At 60.4% G+C, this 18,575-nt stretch carries 19 protein-coding genes; 11 read left to right on the top strand and 8 right to left on the bottom strand.

The window, feature by feature from the left end; translation table 11 throughout:
• Positions 1-137: 137 nt before the first annotated feature.
• The 3 genes from ACXHXG_RS07590 to ACXHXG_RS07600 form a co-directional block, all read right to left on the bottom strand.
• Complete coding sequence (locus ACXHXG_RS07590; RefSeq protein WP_457898922.1) at positions 138-572, bottom strand: DUF1801 domain-containing protein; 435 nt, start codon at positions 570-572, stop codon at positions 138-140.
• A 45-nt stretch (positions 573-617) separates the two neighbouring features.
• Positions 618-1,085, bottom strand: coding sequence for a DUF1801 domain-containing protein (locus tag ACXHXG_RS07595; protein WP_457898923.1), 468 nt, complete (start codon positions 1,083-1,085; stop codon positions 618-620).
• A 103-nt stretch (positions 1,086-1,188) separates the two neighbouring features.
• Positions 1,189-2,448 carry an extensin-like domain-containing protein gene (locus ACXHXG_RS07600; RefSeq protein WP_457898924.1) on the bottom strand — a complete coding sequence of 420 codons (1,260 nt, stop codon included), beginning with the start codon at positions 2,446-2,448 and terminating at the stop codon, positions 1,189-1,191.
• Positions 2,449-2,702: 254 nt separating this feature from the next.
• Here ACXHXG_RS07600 and ACXHXG_RS07605 point away from each other — a divergent pair, with 254 nt between their 5' ends.
• The 5 genes from ACXHXG_RS07605 to ACXHXG_RS07625 all read left to right on the top strand — a co-directional run bounded on the left by ACXHXG_RS07605 (position 2,703) and on the right by ACXHXG_RS07625 (position 7,225).
• Positions 2,703-3,092, top strand: coding sequence for an acyl-CoA thioesterase (locus ACXHXG_RS07605; protein WP_104823336.1), 390 nt, complete (start codon positions 2,703-2,705; stop codon positions 3,090-3,092).
• 4 nt (positions 3,093-3,096) lie between these two features.
• Positions 3,097-3,687: a hypothetical protein gene (locus ACXHXG_RS07610; RefSeq protein ID WP_457898925.1), complete on the top strand. Its 591-nt coding sequence runs from the start codon at positions 3,097-3,099 to the stop codon at positions 3,685-3,687.
• 188 nt (positions 3,688-3,875) lie between these two features.
• A complete protein-coding gene (locus tag ACXHXG_RS07615; RefSeq protein WP_457898926.1) occupies positions 3,876-5,468 on the top strand; it encodes an SEL1-like repeat protein in 1,593 nt (530 codons plus the stop codon).
• 92 nt (positions 5,469-5,560) lie between these two features.
• The gene (locus ACXHXG_RS07620; RefSeq protein WP_283050715.1) at positions 5,561-6,742 is read left to right on the top strand and encodes an SEL1-like repeat protein; all 1,182 of its coding nucleotides are present in this window, start codon (positions 5,561-5,563) and stop codon (positions 6,740-6,742) included.
• 84 nt (positions 6,743-6,826) lie between these two features.
• Positions 6,827-7,225: a tetratricopeptide repeat protein gene (locus tag ACXHXG_RS07625; RefSeq protein ID WP_104823340.1), complete on the top strand. Its 399-nt coding sequence runs from the start codon at positions 6,827-6,829 to the stop codon at positions 7,223-7,225.
• A gap of 16 nt (positions 7,226-7,241) precedes the next feature.
• Here ACXHXG_RS07625 and ACXHXG_RS07630 read toward each other — a convergent pair whose 3' ends face one another.
• Entirely contained in the window at positions 7,242-8,177 is a 936-nt protein-coding gene (locus ACXHXG_RS07630; protein ID WP_104823341.1) for a phytanoyl-CoA dioxygenase family protein, read from the bottom strand.
• A gap of 109 nt (positions 8,178-8,286) precedes the next feature.
• A complete protein-coding gene (locus ACXHXG_RS07635) occupies positions 8,287-8,640 on the bottom strand; it encodes a DMT family protein (RefSeq protein WP_104825119.1) in 354 nt (117 codons plus the stop codon).
• A 234-nt stretch (positions 8,641-8,874) separates the two neighbouring features.
• Between ACXHXG_RS07635 and ACXHXG_RS07640 the strand changes: the two genes are divergently transcribed.
• Positions 8,875-9,387, top strand: a complete 513-nt coding sequence (locus ACXHXG_RS07640; RefSeq protein WP_457898927.1) for a hypothetical protein — start codon at positions 8,875-8,877, stop codon at positions 9,385-9,387.
• A 54-nt stretch (positions 9,388-9,441) separates the two neighbouring features.
• Here the strand turns inward: ACXHXG_RS07640 and ACXHXG_RS07645 are convergent, their stop codons facing one another.
• Positions 9,442-10,692: an MFS transporter gene (locus ACXHXG_RS07645; RefSeq protein ID WP_457898928.1), complete on the bottom strand. Its 1,251-nt coding sequence runs from the start codon at positions 10,690-10,692 to the stop codon at positions 9,442-9,444.
• Positions 10,693-10,976: 284 nt separating this feature from the next.
• Here ACXHXG_RS07645 and uvrB point away from each other — a divergent pair, with 284 nt between their 5' ends.
• Complete coding sequence (gene uvrB, locus ACXHXG_RS07650) at positions 10,977-13,967, top strand: excinuclease ABC subunit UvrB (protein WP_457898929.1); 2,991 nt, start codon at positions 10,977-10,979, stop codon at positions 13,965-13,967.
• Positions 13,968-14,021: 54 nt separating this feature from the next.
• Here uvrB and ACXHXG_RS07655 read toward each other — a convergent pair whose 3' ends face one another.
• Positions 14,022-14,534 (bottom strand): DUF6428 family protein, encoded by a 513-nt coding sequence (locus tag ACXHXG_RS07655; protein WP_457898930.1) that lies wholly within the window; start codon positions 14,532-14,534, stop codon positions 14,022-14,024.
• A 42-nt stretch (positions 14,535-14,576) separates the two neighbouring features.
• On the opposite strand from ACXHXG_RS07655, the gene ACXHXG_RS07660 reads away from it, so the two are divergent.
• The 4 genes from ACXHXG_RS07660 (at position 14,577) to ACXHXG_RS07675 (ending at position 17,714) form a co-directional block, all read left to right on the top strand.
• Positions 14,577-14,930, top strand: a complete 354-nt coding sequence (locus ACXHXG_RS07660) for an ArsR/SmtB family transcription factor (RefSeq protein WP_457898931.1) — start codon at positions 14,577-14,579, stop codon at positions 14,928-14,930.
• A gap of 30 nt (positions 14,931-14,960) precedes the next feature.
• Positions 14,961-15,662, top strand: coding sequence for an aquaporin (locus ACXHXG_RS07665; protein WP_457898932.1), 702 nt, complete (start codon positions 14,961-14,963; stop codon positions 15,660-15,662).
• Positions 15,659-16,087: an arsenate reductase (glutaredoxin) gene (arsC, locus tag ACXHXG_RS07670; RefSeq protein ID WP_457898933.1), complete on the top strand. Its 429-nt coding sequence runs from the start codon at positions 15,659-15,661 to the stop codon at positions 16,085-16,087. Before ACXHXG_RS07665 ends, arsC begins: the two co-directional genes overlap by 4 nt.
• A gap of 181 nt (positions 16,088-16,268) precedes the next feature.
• Positions 16,269-17,714, top strand: coding sequence for an adenylate/guanylate cyclase domain-containing protein (locus ACXHXG_RS07675; RefSeq protein ID WP_457898934.1), 1,446 nt, complete (start codon positions 16,269-16,271; stop codon positions 17,712-17,714).
• A 51-nt stretch (positions 17,715-17,765) separates the two neighbouring features.
• Here ACXHXG_RS07675 and ACXHXG_RS07680 read toward each other — a convergent pair whose 3' ends face one another.
• Positions 17,766-18,509, bottom strand: coding sequence for an ROK family protein (locus ACXHXG_RS07680; RefSeq protein WP_457898935.1), 744 nt, complete (start codon positions 18,507-18,509; stop codon positions 17,766-17,768).
• Positions 18,510-18,575: the final 66 nt, after the last annotated feature.

The raw sequence follows: 18,575 nt of genomic DNA on the forward strand, positions 1-18,575 counted from the left end.
TCTCGGGGCTTCTTCCATTGAACAGCTCTCCCACCTTGGCTGGCACAGTTATAGGGAAGTACAAGAAAGCGCGTAAATGCAACTTTTTGCTCACACGATTCCGCAATGATCCATTGCATTCATTCCCGCGACGCTCCTTACGCGCTCTTTGGTTTCTTCTGAGAGCGGGCCGGGCGAGCAGCGGTATTGAGTGCCACAGCGGCGCGAATGAGTGCCTTCAATGCCTCTTCATCGATGTTGTCACCCTCATGGAAATCGATGGCGCGCCTGGTGTTGCCTTCCAGGCTGGAGTTGAAAAGGCCCGAGGGGTCCTCCAACGAGGCGCCCTTGGCGAAGGTCATCTTCACGACATTCTTGTAGGTCTCGCCGGTGCAGATGATCCCGGCATGCGACCAGACCGGAACTCCTCGCCACTTCCACTCCTCGATCACTTCAGGGTCGGCCTGCTGGATTAGAGCTCGGATCCGGGCGAGCGTCTGGCCCCGCCAATCGTTCAGCTCCTTGATTCTCCCATCTATCAGATGAGAGGCAGAACCCTCTGTCTGCCCTTCCTTCGGCTCACTCTCGGTCATGCTTGTGTCGCTTTCTTCATGGTTATAGTTGCGCTGCACTGGCCTTCACATTCGTTCGCCGGGCAATTGGCTGGCCTGCTTTATCCAGGCGGTAAGCTGAGCTTCGTCGAGCGGATCACCCTCATAGATGTTGAGATAGCGAGTGTCCTTGCTTTTGGACTCGCCGGAGGGAATGGGATTCAGCGACGTGCCGCGAAAGAAGGCCACCTTGACGTACTTCGTGAAGCAATGGATGCCCAGAAACCAGCCTTCGCCTTCCATCCCATAGAGCGGCGAGTTCCATTTGACCGCCTTGCGCACCTCGGGAACCGTGCGCACGATGAGCGCGTCGAGGCGGCGGCCGATGTCACTTTTCCAGCCCGGCATAGCGGCGATGTAGGCTTGCACGGGAGCGTCGCCATCGCCCTTCGCGATCTGCGGGTTGCCACCCGCGAGAAGGGTTGGGACTGCATTGCTCGGTTTGGCCCCCTTCTTTGCCACCTTCGGCGACGTGACGGGCGTCTTTTCAGCCATTGCGTTCACTCCACGGATAGACGGACAACTATCAGAATAGCTGATTTATGGTGTCAACCCACTGACCATGCATTGTCGTCATTCGCACTCGGCAAATTCGGCATCACAGGCTGCAGTAACGCCGACCACCCCTGCGATCCCTGAGGTCGAAGTGGAAATGGTTCCAGTGCTCGGCGTTGCTGCCCGGGCCAAGCACTGTGTCGAAATAATTGCAGCTATCGCTGCGCACAGCCTTCAGCAGCCGGCCCTCACGGAAGGAGAACAGCCCCTTCTTGCGGACATCGATGACGTGGCCGTTCTTTAGGATGAAGGTGCCGACGTCGATGGCATTGCCATGGGCATGTTCCGACATCGGATTATAGCGCTGCCGGCTATTGTTCATCCGGCGGCAGGAATAGCCCCCGAGCGGCACGATCGTGCCGACGCCCGTCCAATAGCGCGTGCGAGCCGCCGGCGCCAATTCGTTCTTCACCCATTTGGCGAAGGCAAGCGTCACCTGGCAGTTCAGCGTCACCGCCGGCCTGACAGCGATGTTGCCGGAAAGCCCGCTCAAGGAAACCGGATAAGGAACCTGGCAGGCCGGACCATCATTAATCGGCGGCTTGTCGTTGTAGACGACCCCCATACGCTGCAATTCCTGCCGGCAGGCAATTTCCGAGGCAGGCATGGCGCCACCAGGCGACGATTGCGGCGCCTCCTCCTGCTGTTCGATCCGCGGCATCGGATTGCCGACGCGTGGCAACATGGCGACCTGCGTATTCGGCATCTGGCGACGGATCGGCGACTGATTGAGTTCAGCCTGCGCGGCCGGGCGTTGAATGATGGAGCGGTTGGCCTGCACCGGCGTGTCCGAGCCGATCCCGTCGACAACGGGCTGATCGGTCTCGCCCTCCGCAATGTTCTGACCCTCTTCCTGCGCCAGCCCGACGACCGGTCCGGACTGCGCTTCCTCACTCGGCCCTACACCGAGTTCCGCGTCCATATTGACGCCCTGAGAGGGTATATCAGACTGTTGCGCCAGACCCTCTTCCACATCAGTGGTTGTCACGGCCTCATTGCCGCTGCCCATCGGCAGGCGGCCTTGTTTGGCGGCTGCAGAAGCGGGCATCGGCGCGGCGCTCTGCCGGCTGCCCGAGAGATTATAGCTGTTGGCGTAGTTGGCCGAGGCGGAGTTAACGGGCGCTTGATCACCTTGGTAGGTGAACTGCCGCTGCGGCATGCTGCGATGGGGCTTGATCGAACCGACGCGGGCGCTGCTGTCGATGCTCGACGGTGGTATGAGGCTATCAGCCGTGCAGGCGACCAGCGCCGACGACACGAGCAGCAGCAGGACAGCCCGCCGCAGAAAGGACAAATACGCCATACTCCAGATCCGCTCCTGCTGCCCCAGCCACGGTCGGCAACTATTACGAATCTTAAATAAAAACGGTGAATGAATGCTTACCGCCCCACGAAAGTGGGACATCCGGAATGGCCTGAAGAGGCGCGAAGTATGTCTAAAAAGCTCCTCTTCAATCGACAGAGCTGTTGTCGAATACAGACGACGTCTTTCCCATCGAGATTCGATTGCGTAGGCTGAACGCCGGAATCAAAGCTTTTATCGATTGGAGCGATTGAATGAACGACAGCGTCAAACCAAGAGGCGAATTGACCCTGCGCACGCTGGCCATGCCCGCCGACGCCAATCCTGCCGGCGACATCTTCGGCGGCTGGGTCATGGCACAGATGGACTTGGCGAGCGGCATTCGCGCCGCCGAGCGGGCCCGCGGTCGCGTCGTCACTGCCGCCGTCAAGGAAATGGCATTCGAGCTGCCCGTGAAGATCGGCGACACGTTGAGCGTCTATACCGATATCGAACGCGTCGGCCGTACCTCGATCACGCTCATCGTCGAAGCATGGGCGCATCGTTCTCGCTATGCCAAGTTGGAGAAGGTCATAGCCGGCACATTCATCATGGTGGCGCTGGACGAGACCGGGGCCCCGAAGCCGGTTCCAGCGGAAAGCTGATCGGATGGAAGCCGCGCGTACGCCCGAGGTTTACGTCTATATCAGGACGGTCATGAGCATGGTCATCGGCCTTTCGCTCGCCCAGCTCCTGATGCGCCTCGCCGGCTTCGTGCAATCGCCTGGCAAGCACCGCGTCTATCTGGTCCATCTCGGCTGGATACTGTCGATGTTCCTCTTCATCATTCATTTCTGGTGGTGGGAATATCGATTGCAGTCGGTGGCAGAGATCAGTTTCGGCGTCTATCTTTTCCTCATCTGCTTCTGCTGCCTGTTCTATTTCCTCTGCGTGCTGCTGAACCCTCCGTCGATCGAGGATTATGGCGGCTTCGAAGAATATTTCATCTCGCGTCGGCGCTGGTTTTTCGGCCTTCTTGCTGTCACCTACGCCGTCGATCTCATCGATACGCTGCTGAAGGGCGAGACCTATTTCAGGTCGCTCGGGTGGGAATATCCGATCCGCAATGTCGTTTACATCGTCCTCTGCATCCTCGCCGCCATCACCGCCAATCGCCGCTTCCAGGCGGCGTTCGTGTCGGTCGGGTTGATCTATCAGATTAGCTGGATCTTCAGGCTGTATGACGTGCTCCCGGGATAGAAACCACCAGCCATGCCGGGAGCGACGCCGATATTTTGCTGCAGACTACGCATGAAAACGGCAACGGCGTCGACGGGAACGATGTCGGTAAAACGGCTGCCATTTCCATACTGTACAACCCTTGACCAGAACTACCCCGCATTGTTCAGTGCGGCCGAATATTAGCTTGCGGACGGGAGAGAGCGCTTTTGAAGATCACCAGCCTTGCATTTGGATTGGCGCTAGCCCTTTCGCTCGCTCCCTTTGCTTATGCCGATGATCCCGCGCCAGGCCCCGGCGATACCACGATCGCGCTGAAATATTGGATACAATACGCACGGGATGGCAATCCGGCCGCCCAATATGGCCTCGGCTATCGCTACGCCAACGGCCAGGGCGTCGAGCACGACGATGCGAAGGCGGTCGAATGGTACCAGAAGGCGGCGGCACAGGGGAATGCCAAGGCTGAATACGCCCTCGCCTACATGTATTCCAATGGCCGCGGCATCGACAAAGACCAGCAACAGGCAAATGCCTGGTACCGCAAAGCCGCCGAACAGGGCAATGCGGATGCGCAATATGCCATTGGCTATTCCCTCGCCAACGGCCGCGGGCTGGATGTCGACAACGAGCAGGCGGCCGGCTGGTACCAGAAATCCGCCGCACTCGGCCAACCCCAGGCGCAGTATGCCCTCGGCTATATGTATGCACACGGCATCGGCGTTCACGAGGACGATACGATGGCGCTTGCCTGGTATCGCAAGTCGGCGGATCAGGGACGCAGCGATGCACAATATGCGCTCGGCTATATGTTTGATAACGGCCTCGGCACAGCCGCAGATCAAAGCCAGGCGATAGAGTGGTATCAAAAATCAGCAGATCAGGGCGATGCCCAGGGCGAATATGCGCTCGGCTATGCCTATGCCAACGGCCACGGTGTCGATCAGGACGATGCCCAGGCCTATTCCTGGTATAAGAAATCCGCCGAGCAAGGCCGCGCCGACGCGCAATATGCGCTTGGTTACAGCTTCGCCAATGGCCTCGGTGTTCCCCAGGACTATAAGCAGGCGCTGCAATGGTACCGCAAATCGGCCTCCCAGGGTCGCGCCGATGCGCAATATGCAGTCGGCTACTTCTATGCCAATGGCCAGGGCGTTCCGGTCAATGATGACGTCGCGGTCGAATGGTATCGCAAGGCAGCCGATCAAGGCGACGCCCAAGGCGAATACGCTCTCGCCTTCATGTATGCCGGCGGTCGCGGCCTCGCGAAGGATTATGGCAAGGCCTTGCAATGGTACCGCAAGTCCGCCGATCAAGGCGGCGCGGATGCGCAATATGCGCTCGGCTATATGTACGACAATGGTCAGGGCACAGCCCCGGACAAGAGCGAGGCGGTGGCCTGGTACCGCAAAGCCGCTGACCAGGGCAATGCGGACGGCCAATATGCCCTTGCCTACCTCTATTACAATGGCGACGGTGTTCCCCAGGATTATAGCCAAGCCGCTGACCTTTTCCGCAAGGCCGCCGAGCAAGGCGACGCCCGTGCCCAATACGGGCTGGGACATATGTATTACAATGGCTACGGCGTGGCGAAGGATATGAACCAGGCCTCCGATTGGTTCCATAAGGCAGCGGATCAAGGGCTACCGGAGGCGCAACACGGCCTGGGCGACATGGCAGCCGACGGCGGTGGTCTGATCAAGGATGTTGGCCCGGAGGGTGGAGAACTCGCCAAGACGAACAGCCGGAGCGAAGCGCCGGGCTGGCTTGTCCTCCGATTGCTGACGACGCTGTTGCCATAATTTATAACTTATACGTGCAAGGCGCCTTGCGCCCTCGCCCGTCGCGCTTTTAGTATTCACACATGAAGAGATCAAAGGTTGAGGAGCAGATCGTGCGTTTCAAGAGGGTGGCCGTCGGATTGCTTTTTGCGTTGGCATCCATCGGCGTCGCGCATGCCGATCGCGGGCAGAACGCCTACGACCGAGGCGACTACAAGGCGGCGCTCGACTATTGGCGCCCGCTCGCAAAGAAGGGCGACGCTGCGGCGCAACTGAAACTTGGCGAAATGTATGAGGAAGGCGACGGCGTCGCGAAGGATCTCACGCAGGCGCTGAGCTGGTATCGCAAGGCAGCCGACCAGGGTAATGCCGAGGCTGAGTTCAACGTCGGCACCATGTATGACGAAGGCCAAGGTGTCGCGACGGACGACGCCAAGGCCGCCGTCTGGTACCGCAAGGCCGCGGAACAAGGCTATCGCGATGCGCAATACAATCTCGCTTTGATGTACGACAATGGCGAGGGCGTGACGAAGGACAGCGCGCAAGCTTTCGTCTGGTACAGCAAGGCAGCCAAACAGGGCGACGCGGATGCGCAGTTCAATGTCGGGGTCATGTACGACAACGGTGACGGCGTAAATCAGGACAAGAGCGAGGCTGTTGCCTGGTACCGAAAATCCGCCGATCAGGGCAATGCCGACGCGCAATACAATCTCGCTATCATGTATGACGAAGGCGACGGCGTGCCCCGAGATGACGCCCAGGCTTTAGCCTGGTATCGCAAGTCCGCTGACCAAGGGAAAATCGAGGCGGAATACAATCTCGCCGTCATGTATCGCGACGGCGAAGGTGTGCCCAAGGACGGCAATCAAGCCGTCTCATGGTTCCGCAAGGCGGCAGACCAGGGCGATGCCGAGGCACAATATAATCTCGGCGCCATGTATGCGGACGGCGACGGAATTGCCGAAGACGACGCCGAGGCCATGGTCTGGTTCCGCAAGGCGGCGGATCAAAATGACGTCGAAGCCGAGTACAATCTCGGTGTCATGTATCGCGACGGTGAAGGCGTTGCCAAGGATGGCCGCCAAGCCGTCGATTGGTTCGAAAAGGCGGCCGCACAGAACTATGCCGACGCTGCCTTCAACCTTGGCGTCATGTATCGTGACGGCGACGGCGTGCCGGTGGATTGGGCAAAATCCTTCGAATGGTTCCGCAAGGCCAAAGCCATGGGCCGCAACGACAATGAACCCGGTGATAATGAGGAGACGCCTCCGCAGAATAAGACCATCCCGATTTGAGATAACCGAGGCCTCTGCCTTGCGCCGACGGTCTGCTAAGCTTAGCTCTTGCCCCTACGGGAATCACGGATGGGAGATCGCCGGATGCGGCTCAGACAGATAGGCTTCGGACTGGCGCTGGCACTCTCGATCGCCTTTCAGGCACATGCCGACGACGGGCAAGCCGCCTATGACAAAGGCGATTATGCCGGTGCACTCGCCCATTGGCAGCCTTTGGCGAACAAAGGCGATGCGGCGTCGCAGGATGGCCTCGGCAGCCTCTATGCGCTCGGAAAGGGCGTTCCTCAGGATTACGCCGAGGCCATTGCCTGGTTTGCCAAAGCCGCCGATCAAGGCCTGCCCAAGGCGCAATTCCATCTCGGCTATGCTTATCTCCGCGGCGACGGCGTCACGAGAGACCGCAACATGGCGATAGGCTGGTTCCGGAAAGCCGCCGCCCAGGGCTATGCGCCGGCACAGAGCATTCTCGATCAGATGAAGTGAGCCGAGGCGCTCCTGTTTAGAGCATATCCCCCAAGCTCCAGTGATTGCCCCAGCGGACGTCGATTTCGTCCTCGACATTCTGATACCGGATGTCGGTCGACAGACGCAGACGGCCCTTCGGATCCCGATTGGTCGTGGATGCGTGGATCATGTAGGGACTGTGCAACATGATATCGCCGGCCTCATAGTCAGCGGCGAGCCAGCGTGTCTTGAAGCGCTCCGCCATGTCAGGCAGGTCTTTGGAGACCCAGCCACCTTCGGTCATGTTCTTGTTGAAGGCGCTGATACGTTCCTCCGGCGAGAGCGAGGCGCTCTTGATCGCGAACTCCTTCTCCATATCGGCGCCGATCCGGTGCGATCCCTCGAGATAGACGAGGCCGCCCATATCGACCGGAATATCGCCGATCGGAATCCAGGCAGTGACGATGCGGTTCGTGCCACCGCGCAGATAGACAAGATCATAGTGCGCGGGCGTGACGACGCTGGTGCCCGGCCGGGTGAAACGCATGATCTTGCGCTTGTGCAGATAGGAGATGCCCTGCAGGAATTCGTCCATGAAGGAGGCCAGCCGCGGCTGGGTACAGAAGCCCTCATAGGTCACCGAACGCACCAGCGACATCAACCGCCGGTCGGCCAGCGACTTGTCGGCTTCCGCCTTGGCGGCAAGACCGACCATGGGGTCCGAGCCGGGCTGCAGAAGCCCGGTGTCCATCAGATGCGCGAACACCCAGGCGCGGAAATCGAGCACATCCTGGCGCTTCAGAAATCCCTTGAGCCAGAGATAGCCATGCTCCTGATATTGCTCGCGCAGCGTCGCAATGTCGGTCGCGGCATCGGTGGGTTCGAGATAGCCGAAACGGTCTGGCGCCATCGACAGAATCTTGCCGTTCGCCTCAAGCGGCGCCCGCCCGGGCGTCGTTTCATCCAGCACGGAATGCAGCGAACCCGACATCTCAGCCCTCCCGAAATACGCCACTCGCCGGCAGCCTCTCCTCAAAGACTGAACCGGCATGCGAATCATAGGACGAATGGCGATCGCTGCCTAGCGGCCTATGCCCGCTTCATCCTCGGAAAATGAAGGAGGCGCCGACAGCGATAAGCGCGAAACCGATGGCGTGGCCCCAGGTCAGGTTTTCGCCCAGCCAGAAGACCGAGAAGCCGGAGAACACGATCAGCGTGATCACCTCCTGCATGGTCTTCAACTGCGCCGTCGAATAATAGCCAGAGCCGAGGCGGTTGGCGGGCACGGCCAGGCAATATTCGAAAAAGGCTATGGCCCAACTGCCAAGAACGGCGATCGTGATGGCCGTGCTCTTGTGCTTGAGATGGCCATACCAGGCGAAGGTCATGAAAATATTCGATGCAAACAGCATGATGACCGGCCAGACCGCGGCCGGGTTGAGGATGGAGGGCATGGTAAATCCTTTGGCCATTACGAATCGCCCACACCTTTGACCCCTCAAGGCCCGAAAATTCAAGAGCGGAGCGCTGCGCCTAAATGCAGCAGTGACGTGAATATGGAAATGGGCCGAATTGAGGCCGGCTGGAGCGTCGTGCGTTCACATGATTGCGGGGATTGCTTCACCAGCCGGAGACATGGAAGAGTGCGCGCATATTCTCCTATTCTATCTGCCAAGGAACCGACCGCCGTGATCAAGACATCCGTTGCACTGCCCGCCTCGCTCCTTCCGTCGCTTCGCATGGGATTATTCGCCATCGCCTTCACCCTGCCACTCTCTCCCCTGCCTATGGCATCCGCACAGGCCCAGAGCGCGCCCGGCTCCTGTTGGTCGCTGCTGCAGAGCAAGTTCGGTCCGCAGATCGAGAAGTCGGTGAACGAGGCCGATCCCTGCAAGAAACTGCCGGGCCTCGATCACAAGGAGAAATTCGAAGTCAAGTCGCTTGACCTCTGCAGCGCGGCCGGCGGTGTGCAGGTCAACGCCCGCGCCGATCTCGCCTGCAAGTCGCATGGCATCGTCCAGGCGACGGTCAAAGGCCAGTTGGAAGCTTCGGTGACGGTCGATGTGGGCGCCTGCAAAATCACCGATTCCCATGTCAGCGTCAGCGGACCTATCGGCGACCTAATATCCTCGGTCGGCGGTATACAGGAGCTTGCCCGCAGCTTTGCGCAGGCGAAGATTTCCGAGATCTGCGGTAAGTAGATGGGAGGCCGGCGGCGATGAGCCGCCGGCCGTGCTCCGGCGAGGGCGCGGCGATTAGATCGGTATCGCGCTCTGGGGTTCCTCCGTCCCCTTACCGCCGAAGCGGATATCCTTCTTTTCAAAACCGAAACCGGAAAATAGCGCCACCACAGCCGCGACGATCACCAATACTATCAACAACGCAAAAGCGTAGTCGCCGTTCCAATGCGCCGCCAGACCCGCCTGAATCGTTGCATTACCGGATGCGAGCAGGTTGCCGAGCTGATAGGCGAAGCCGGGGAATGTGCCGCGCACTTCATCGGGCGACAGCTCGTTGAGATGCACCGGCACGATGCCCCAGGCGCCCTGCACGAAGAATTGCATCAGGAAGGCGCCGACAGCGAGCAGCACCGGTCCGGGCGCATAGACCCATAACGGGGCGACCGGGATTGCCAGCACCGAAGCGATGACGATCGCCCGCCGCCGCCCGATGCGCTGCGACAGGGCCCCGAAAAACAAGCCGCCAATCATCGCACCAATATTGTAAACGATAGCGATAGCGCCGACGGTATAGCTGTCATACTGCCGCTGTGTCTGGAGGAAGGTCGGGTAGAGATCCTGCGTCCCGTGGCTGAAGAAGTTGAAGGCGGTCATCAACAGCACCGCCCACAGGAACAGTGGGATATTCTCGCGCAATACGGTGACGAAAGGCCTTTGCGGCGTCGCCCGCCGCTGCACGAAGGCCGGCGATTCCTGTACGTTGCGGCGGATATAGAGCACCAAAAGCGCCGGCAGCGCACCAACCATGAACATGCCGCGCCAACCGATGATCGGGAAGAGCAGGAAGAACAAGATCGAAGCCAGCAGATAGCCGGAAGGATAGCCCGCCTGCAGAATGCCGGAGACGATGCCGCGCGACTCCTCGGGCACCGTCTCCATCGTCAACGACGCGCCGACACCCCATTCACCGCCCATGGCGATGCCGAAGAGTGCCCGCAATATCAGGAACATCGTCAGCCCGGTCGAAAAGCCGGTCAGGAACTCGAAGATCGAATAGAGCAGCACGTCCGCCATCAGCGTCACGCGCCGGCCGAAGCGATCGGCGGCAAGCCCGAAGATCAGCGCCCCGAGCGCCCGCATGGCGAGCGTCAGGAAGATCGCCACCGAGACAGCGGGAACATCGGTATGAAACTCCTCGGCGATATATTTGAGAACGAAGACCAATATGAAGAAATCGAAGGCATCGAGCGTCCAGCCGAGATAGGCGGCGATGACGGTGCTGCGTTGTTGCGGGGATAAAGAGCGTAAACTATCCAATGCTGACATCATGGTCCTCCGACCGGATGGCGGCGGCGAGGCGGGCAATTCCGGATGCCGTCGAAGCAAGGGGGAGCCCGGCACCGGCCGGGCGGTTCGACGCTGCGGCGGGCTTTTCCTCCAGCGCTTACGAAATTAGCTGGCGGATGTCTGGAGCAGCGTCCCGCCAACGCCTTCGTCGCCTTTCGGTTCCATCACATTTTGTGTGATCGGAAGTAGAAAAATCGACGTCTGTTTCCCTTTTGTACTCTTTCCCCCTTCACATCGGCGCTGACTCCCTCCATATTCCGCCCATGGCAAAATCACCGAAAAATTCCCCCGCCCCGACCGGTTTCGAAGAGGCGCCGCAGGCACCGTTTGAAGGTGCGCCGCTGAGCGGCAGCGTCGCCGATTGGGTCAAGCAGCTCGAGGCGGAGGCGGAGGCCGGCAGCGTCGAGAGCCAGCGCGAGATCGCCTCCAAGGCCGGCAAGCACCGCAAGAAGGTCGAGATCGCCGCGTCGAAATCGGCGCGCGGCACCTCCATGGGCGGTTCTACCGACCCGAAAACACGTGCTGCCGCCGGGCTCAATCCCGTGGCCGGCATGGACACGACGCTTGAGGAGGCCGTCAATGCCGGCACGGCCGTCACTGCCACGGTCGAAGCGCTGTCGGCGCTGATCGAGAGCGGTAATCCGCTGCACAAGAACGGCAAGATCTGGACGCCGCACCGCCCTGCCCGGCCGGAAAAATCCGAAGGCGGCATCAGCATCCGCATGGCCTCGGAATACCAGCCCGCCGGCGACCAGCCGACGGCGATCCGCGACCTCGTCGAGGGCCTGGAAAACGGCGATCGCAGCCAAGTGCTGCTCGGCGTCACCGGCTCCGGCAAGACCTTCACCATGGCGAAGGTAATCGAGGAGACCCAGCGCCCGGCCGTCATCCTGGCGCCGAACAAGACGCTGGCGGCGCAGCTCTATTCCGAGTTCAAGAACTTCTTTCCGGACAATGCGGTCGAGTATTTCGTCTCCTACTACGATTACTACCAGCCGGAAGCCTATGTGCCGCGCTCGGACACCTATATCGAGAAGGAATCCTCGATCAACGAGCAGATCGACCGCATGCGCCACTCGGCGACGCGTTCGCTGCTGGAGCGCGACGACTGTATCATCGTCGCCTCGGTCTCCTGCATCTACGGTATCGGCTCGGTCGAGACCTATACGGCCATGACCTTCCAGATGAATGTCGGCGATCGGCTGGACCAGCGCCAGCTTCTGGCCGACCTCGTGGCACAGCAATACAAGCGCCGCGACATGGATTTCATCCGCGGCTCCTTCCGCGTACGCGGCGACACCATCGAAATCTTCCCGGCCCACTTGGAGGATGCCGCCTGGCGCATCTCCATGTTCGGCGACGAGATCGACGCCATCACCGAATTCGATCCGCTGACCGGCCAGAAGACCGGCGACCTGAAATCGGTGAAGATCTACGCCAATTCGCACTATGTCACGCCCCGCCCGACGTTGAATGGCGCCATCAAGGCGATCAAGGAAGAGTTGAAGCTCCGCCTCGCCGAGCTGGAAAAGGCCGGCCGTTTGTTGGAAGCGCAGCGCCTGGAGCAGCGCACCCGCTACGATGTCGAGATGCTGGAAGCCACCGGCTCCTGCCAGGGCATCGAGAACTATTCGCGCTATCTCACCGGCCGCAATCCCGGCGAGCCGCCGCCGACGCTGTTCGAATATATTCCCGACAACGCCATCATCTTCATCGACGAAAGCCACGTCACCGTGCCGCAGATCGGCGGCATGTACCGCGGCGACTTCCGGCGCAAGGCGACGCTCGCCGAATACGGCTTCCGCCTGCCCTCCTGCATGGACAACCGCCCGCTGCGCTTCGAGGAATGGGACGCCATGCGCCCGGACACGATCGCGGTGTCGGCAACGCCGGGCGGCTGGGAGATGGAGCAATCCGGCGGCGTCTTCGCCGAACAGGTCATCCGCCCGACCGGCCTGATCGACCCGCCGGTCGAAGTCCGCTCCGCTCGCACCCAGGTCGACGACGTGCTCGGCGAAATCCGCGAGACCGCCGCCAAGGGCTACCGTACCCTCTGCACCGTGCTGACCAAGCGCATGGCCGAGGACCTGACGGAGTATCTGCATGAACAGGGCGTGCGCGTCCGCTACATGCACTCCGATATTGACACGCTGGAGCGCATCGAGATCATCCGCGATCTGCGCCTCGGCGCCTTCGACGTGCTCGTCGGCATCAATCTGCTGCGTGAAGGCCTCGACATTCCCGAATGCGGCTTCGTCGCTATCCTCGACGCCGACAAGGAAGGCTTCCTGCGCTCGGAAACGTCGCTGATCCAGACGATCGGCCGCGCCGCGCGTAACGTCGACGGCAAGGTCATCCTCTATGCCGACACCGTTACCGGCTCGATGCAGCGGGCGATGGAGGAAACCAGCCGCCGCCGCGAAAAGCAGATGGCCTATAACGAGGAAAACGGCATCACGCCGGAATCGGTTAAGGCGAAGATTTCCGACATCCTCGACAGCGTCTACGAGAAGGACCACGTCCGCGCCGATATCGGCGGCGCCTCCGGCAAGGGCTTTGCCGATGGCGGCCATCTCGTCGGCAACAACCTGCAGGCCCATCTCAACGCGCTGGAAAAACAGATGCGCGACGCCGCCGCCGACCTCGACTTCGAAAAAGCCGCCCGCCTGCGCGACGAAATCAAACGCCTCAAAGCCGCCGAACTCGCCGTCATGGACGACCCGATGGCCCGCGAAGAGGCAAGGAACATTGAAGGCGGCAAAATTGGCCGCCCCAATCCTTCGAGGCCCCGGTCCCCTTCGACAAACTCAGGAGCCTCCGCACCTCAGGATGAGGACGGAGCAGGCGCCGCATCGGGAGGTAGAGGCAACCCTCATGGTGAGGAGGCCCGCAGGGCCGTCTCGAACCATGAGGAGGAAGCGCAGCGCTCTTATTTCGCCAAGCCCACCCTCGACGAAATGGGCCCCGGCAGCGACGCCGGCACGCCCCTCTTCCGCAAAAACACCAGTTCGGACGCCTTGTCCGGCACAGCCGGGCAAGATAGCGAATCCGAGCAAGCAAGAACTCGAGGCTATTTCCGAAGGAATAGCCTCGACGAAATGACCGTCGGCAGGACGGAAAAGCCGGTCCTCGGCAAGGTGCCGGACAAGCCGATCATCCGCGCGAAGCCGGGCGTCGGCTCCTATGAGGATGCGGTGGATGAGAAGCAGCGGAAGGGCCGGACCAAGGGCAAGACGGGGCGGCCCGGGAGGTAAGCGGATTTCAGTTTTCCAGTGGCAACTTGCGGCTCATTGCGGTCATAGCATGGACTACCCGCAGCACTTGGCAGCAGCCGCCGATCCGCAGCAGGCCGCCACTTGAGCCTGTTCAGCCAGCCACCGGTCACGCGGCTTACAACTCGCCGCACGGGGAACGAGTTCGACATATAGCGCACCATCGCTGATGACGGGAGTCGATGCGCAATAGAGCCGCATCGGCTGCACACCATCGCTTACCTCAAAGGTCAGCTTCGCCGAGCCATCAAGCTGAACATGCTCGGAAACCTTGCGAATGATGGCAGCGAACTTGCCCGCAAGCATATAGGTACGGCCACCTTCCTCGATATCCCAGAGCTGCACGAAAATCTCTGCCCATGCTTCCGGATTGGCCCCGCAGTCCAGCGCTGAAAACTGCCCCGCCTTGACTTCGGTGACGTGATAGCCCGGTTTCACCGGCCGGCCCTCATAGCGGAATACAAGGGGCAGATCGCGGGAAGCTGCCAATATCCCGAGCAAAAGGCCAAGGTTGATATCCGAAGATTGGACCTTGTCGATCGCATTCATTTGAGATAGCCATCGTTTCAATATTTCAAGGATTATTGAATTATGGATGAACGCCAAGCTCTTGCTTCGTTCGGTGCGCTCTCTCAGGAGACCCGATTACAGATCGTCCGCATGCTCGTCGTTGCCGGTCGGGACGGCATGTCGGCAGGAACAATTGCGGAAAAGCTCGAAGTATCGCCTTCGAACATCTCGTTCCATCTTAAGGAACTGGATCGAGCCGGCCTCGTCAACCAGCAGCGTGAGGCTCGCTCCATCATCTACACCGCCAATTACGATGCGCTGAGCGGCCTCGTGCGTTTCCTGATGGAAGACTGCTGCGGGGGCAATCCCGAAATTTGTGCACCAACGGCCAAGGTTGCCGCCTGCTGCGCGCCCGCAGAGGAAAAAGTTCAATGAACGTCCCGATTTGGTCTGTGGTCTGAAGCTATGACTTTGTTTCCTCTCTCGCGCCGCCTTGCCTCGGAAGCCCTCGGCGCGGCACTTCTGGTTGCGACCGTCGTCGGTTCGGGCATCATGGCGGACAGGCTGACGACTGATACGGCGCTTGCATTGCTCGCTAACACGCTTGCGACGGGTGCGATCCTTGTCGTGCTGATTACCGTGCTGGGGCCGGTTTCCGGGGCTCACTTCAACCCGGTCGTATCGCTGGTTTTCGCGCTCCGTCGCGGACTGACCGCAATGTCGGCTCTGACCTATATCGTCGCGCAAATCCTTGGTGGCATTGTCGGAACCATTCTTGCCCATGCCATGTTCGAATTGCCCTTGCTTCAAACCTCGACCACCATCCGTGCCGACGGCGCGCAATGGCTTGCTGAAATAACGGCCACGTTCGGCCTCATCTTCGTGATCCTCGCCGGCTTGCGGTTTCGGTCCGAAACCGTGCCCTGGCTGGTCGGTCTCTATATCACGGCCGCGTACTGGTTCACGGCTTCCACTTCATTCGCCAATCCCGCCGTCGCTATCGCCCGCTCGCTGACAAACACCTTTGCGGGCATCCGTCCGGTCGATCTGCCAGGCTTTATCGTTGCGGAAGTCCTGGGCGCATTGCTGGCGTTGATGCTCGCTAGCTGGCTGTTGATGGAAGCCCGCCATCCTCAAACTCCTACAGAAACGGAACCCGCCCCATGAGCATGGACGTCACCATCTATCACAACCCGCAATGCGGCACGTCGCGCAACACGCTGGCGATGATCCAGAATGCGGGCATCGAGCCGACTGTCATCGAATATCTGAAAAATCCGCCGACCCGCGAACAACTCGTCAAGATGATTGCGGATGCAGGTTTGAGCGTCCGCGAGGCAATGCGCGAGAAAGGCACACCCTATGCCGAACTCGGCCTCGACAATCCGGACCTGACCGACGATCGGTTGCTCGATGCCATGTTGAAGGACCCGATCCTGATCAACCGCCCATTTGTCATTACGCCGATCGGCACACGCCTTGCCCGGCCTTCCGAGGTCGTTCTGGATATCCTGCCCGACACCCACAAAGGCTCCTTCACCAAGGAAGACGGCGAGCAGGTACTTGATGCCCAGGGCAAACGCCTTGTCTGAACGTGCTGCTGACCGCCGTGCTCGCCGTCGATGCCGTCAAGCCCTCTTCCAACAGGAAGGTTGAGCTCTTCCATTTAATCCCAAGCATACGCGCGCTCCATTCTTTGCTATAGTCTCCAATAGCCAAGACGGGTCCCATAACGTGGCCAAACCTGATCGATAGCTGAAGCGCAGGTGCCACATGACTGACGTTCAGGAACGGCTCCTTGAAAGCAAGATCACCGAGATCGAGCAGGCCCGGTCTTGGAGTCCGCGGATCATCTCCAAATTAGAAGCGCTGATCCGCAGCGGTGACGACTTGTCCCTCTATCGCATCAATCCCCTGGCCTTCGCTCGCGACCGTGCCATCGCGGAGGCGGAAAGTATTGATCTGTTTCTCCATGCCACCCGAAACGGATTGTTCGAGATGAGCTGGGATGTGGTGTGCCCGCAATCCGGCATGGTGCTCGACAGTTTCGGCGCGCTGCGAACGTTGAAGACCCACTATGTCTGCGGTCTGTGCGACGTCAGCGGCGAAACCAACCTAGATGACTTCATCGAGGTCACCTTCACGGTGTCGCCGCACCTCCGCCGGCTGCCCTTTCATGATCCCGGCTCGCTCTCAGTCGAGGATTTTCACTGGAAGGCGCGATTCCTGAGCGACGCGCGAATACCCGGCCAACAGGTCCGCTTTCTCGATGTCCTGCAGGGACTGGTTCGTGGACTCTCTTTTCTGCCGCCTGGCTCGGTCACGACGTTGAGGGCGGAGCTCGGTCCCGGCGCCCTGGCGGGCATCAATGTCCAGACCCAGGCGAGTTTTGCATTGCCGGTCGTAGGCGAGCCGGTAACGGAGCCGACGCGCTTGCGGATCGGATATGACGGGCAACGGTTTTCCGCTTCGCTGCCGGCAGCGCCGCCCGGCCCTGTCATCATCGAAGTGCAGAACTCCGGTGCCGTACGTGGCTCGTTGCTGCTGATCAATTGGCCGCCTGAAATCCTGGCGCAGACAATCAAGCCGGTCCTCGACTTCGATCCTTACATGTCGGGCGGGATGCTGCTTGCCCGACAGACATTTCGGCGCCTGTTCCGCTCGGAAAACGTCGACGAGAAGGAAGGTCTGGGTATCCGTCAGGTGACCCTCCTGTTCACGGACCTCAAGGGGTCGACCGCCATGTATGAGCGGCTTGGCGATCTCAATGCCTATGCGCTGGTTCGCGAGCATTTCGCATTGCTCGGCGCGACGGTGCAGGAGCATTCAGGCGCGATCGTCAAGACAATCGGCGACGCCGTGATGGCTGCGTTCTCTCGTCCAGCGGATGCAGTCTCGGCTGCGCTGCACATTCTGGGGGTCATCGAGCGCTACAATGCCGCGCATGGCGACCCGAGCCTCATCCTGAAGATCGGAGCCCATTGCGGCCCCTCGATCGCCGTGAGCTTGAACGAAAACCTCGATTATTTCGGCCAGACCGTCAATGTTGCCGCACGCGTGCAGTCGCTGGCTGACGCGGGGGAAATATGCATTTCCGAAGCGCTGTTTTCGGCGCCGGGTGTCAGCCAACTCCTCGCCGGTCAAAGACTGGTTGCCTTCGAGGCTCCTCTCCGGGGCGTCGAGGGAATTGCATGCGTATACCGCGTGATGCCCAATTAGACATCGCTGGAGGCACCGCCGATACCCTAAGTCCGCCGGTCTCGCCTCCCCTCAAAACCGCAAACTGTCATCCAGCCAGACCCGGAAACCACCGCGGAAGGCGTTGTCATTGTTGCCGCGCCGGCACTTCGAGGGCAATTCCTTGAGCTTTTCGACATTGCCGCCGCCGATGACGATGTAGCTCGGCAGCAGAGCCTTGTCCAAGCGCTCGGCGACGTCGAATACCGATTTTCGCCACTTGCTCTTGCCCCGTCGCTCCAGGCCGCGTTCGCCGACATAGTCCTCGAAGGTCGCCTTTCGGTAGGGCATATGCGCCAGTTCCAGCGGCATGCAGACGTTGTCGGCGATCATGGCCGAGCCGAGGCCGGTGCCGAGACCGAGGAAGAGCATGCGGCCCGCCTCGTAGCTGCCGATCGCCTGCATCAGCGCATCGTTGACCATCCGCACGGGCTTGCCGAGCGCTGCCTCGAAATCGAAATCCTTCCATCCCGGTCCAAGATTGAACGGATCGGCTGCGGCGCGGTGGGCGACCACGGGTCCGGGGTATCCCATGGTGACGAGGTCGTAGTGCCAGTCGGATGTGAGATCGCGCAGCGCGTCCACCATCTTGGCCGCCGTCATTTTGTTCCCCGATTCGACTGCTCGCCGCTCGCCGCCGCTACTGAGTTCCACCTTCACATGCGATCCGCCGATATCGACGGCAAGCACGGTGCGGCTGGCAGGCGCCGCATGCGCCTTCGGCTTGCTGTGGTGACGTGTTTGCTCTGCTGCGGGTTCTTCCGTCATGTCATCCATGTCTAGCGCTCCTCCCTAAAGCATGCCGCGCAAAAGCGCACAGCGGTTTTGCGATAACGACATGCG

The organism is Rhizobium sp. LEGMi-198b (assembly GCF_054114205.1).